Here is a 1221-nt window from a genome sequence, read left to right as displayed (position 1 = left end):
AATCATCAAAATACTTGCTTTTGATTTCAAAGGCATGTATAATAAATTTTGTCTTTCGAATTTAATGTCGAAAAAGCAAACAAAATATAGTCTGGTAGCTATGGCAGAGAGGCCACACCTGTTCCCATCTCGAACACAGTAGTTAAGCTCTCTAGCGCCGATGGTAGTCGAGGTTTAACCTCCGCAAGAGTAGGACGCCGCCAGGCTGTACAATGGAGGATTAGCTCAGCTGGGAGAGCACTTGCCTTACAAGCAAGGGGTCGCAGGTTCGAGCCCTGCATCCTCCACCATTATGCCGGCCTAGCTCAATTGGTAGAGCAACTGACTTGTAATCAGTAGGTTGGGGGTTCAAGTCCTCTGGCCGGCACCATACAAACCATATCGCTTTACTTTTACAATGAAATAGCGTATACTATTCAACGGGAGCCATTAGCTCAGGTGGTAGAGCATCTGACTTTTAATCAGAGGGTCACAGGTTCGAGTCCTGTATGGCTCACTATGATGACGCGGGTGTGGCGGAATCGGCAGACGCGCTAGACTTAGGATCTAGTGTCTTCAGACGTGGGGGTTCAACTCCCTTCACCCGCACCATCCAGCTCAATAATTTAATACTTTGCGGAAGTAGTTCAGTGGTAGAATATCTCCTTGCCAAGGAGGGGGTCGCGGGTTCGAATCCCGTCTTCCGCTCCAACGAAAAGTTTGGAATTTGGTGCTGCCGGGGTGGCGGAACAGGCAGACGCACAGGACTTAAAATCCTGCGGTGTGTGAACACCGTACCGGTTCGATTCCGGTCCTCGGCACCATTTTTGCGCCTGTAGCTCAATTGGATAGAGTGCTTGACTACGGATCAAGAGGTTAGGGGTTCGACTCCTCTCAGGCGCGCCATATAAATTGCAGACGGGAAGTAGCTTAGCTTGGTAGAGCGCTTGGTTTGGGACCAAGAGGTCGCAGGTTCAAATCCTGTCTTCCCGACCATTTCCTATAAATGAATAGGCAATACTTTTATGTAATGGGGCCTTAGCTCAGCTGGGAGAGCGCCTGCCTTGCACGCAGGAGGTCAGCGGTTCGATCCCGCTAGGCTCCACTTTATTATGCAATTTGTTCCTTGAAAACTGAACAAAGACAATAAATGTCAAAGAAATAAGATGTTAAGAAAGCAATGCTTTTTTAACCTCGTCAAGCGAAACTTTAAGCTAAGATGTTTCTGCGGTGTCAGAAACT

The 1221-nt window shown here is 48.0% G+C and carries 9 tRNA genes and 1 rRNA gene; all 10 read left to right on the top strand.

Annotation, left to right across the window (positions count from 1 at the left end):
• Positions 1-90: 90 nt before the first annotated feature.
• The 10 genes from rrf to WKT09_RS13650 all read left to right on the top strand — a co-directional run bounded on the left by rrf (position 91) and on the right by WKT09_RS13650 (position 1084).
• Positions 91-206, top strand: a 5S ribosomal RNA gene (gene rrf, locus WKT09_RS13695).
• Positions 207-214: 8 nt separating this feature from the next.
• A tRNA-Val gene (locus tag WKT09_RS13690) sits at positions 215-290 on the top strand.
• A 4-nt stretch (positions 291-294) separates the two neighbouring features.
• A tRNA-Thr gene (locus tag WKT09_RS13685) sits at positions 295-370 on the top strand.
• A gap of 53 nt (positions 371-423) precedes the next feature.
• Positions 424-496, top strand: a tRNA-Lys gene (locus WKT09_RS13680).
• A gap of 10 nt (positions 497-506) precedes the next feature.
• Positions 507-591, top strand: a tRNA-Leu gene (locus WKT09_RS13675).
• A gap of 24 nt (positions 592-615) precedes the next feature.
• A tRNA-Gly gene (locus WKT09_RS13670) sits at positions 616-690 on the top strand.
• 24 nt (positions 691-714) lie between these two features.
• Positions 715-803, top strand: a tRNA-Leu gene (locus WKT09_RS13665).
• A 5-nt stretch (positions 804-808) separates the two neighbouring features.
• Positions 809-885 (top strand) — tRNA-Arg (locus WKT09_RS13660).
• A 13-nt stretch (positions 886-898) separates the two neighbouring features.
• Positions 899-975: transfer RNA gene (locus tag WKT09_RS13655), tRNA-Pro, on the top strand.
• 36 nt (positions 976-1011) lie between these two features.
• Positions 1012-1084 (top strand) — tRNA-Ala (locus WKT09_RS13650).
• Positions 1085-1221 lie beyond the last annotated feature (137 nt).

This window comes from Pseudogracilibacillus sp. ICA-222130, from assembly GCF_037892545.1.
Classification (GTDB): Bacteria; Bacillota; Bacilli; order Bacillales; family Amphibacillaceae; genus Pseudogracilibacillus.
Note: the sequence above shows the minus strand (reverse complement) of the source record. Positions and strands in the feature narration are given on the sequence as shown.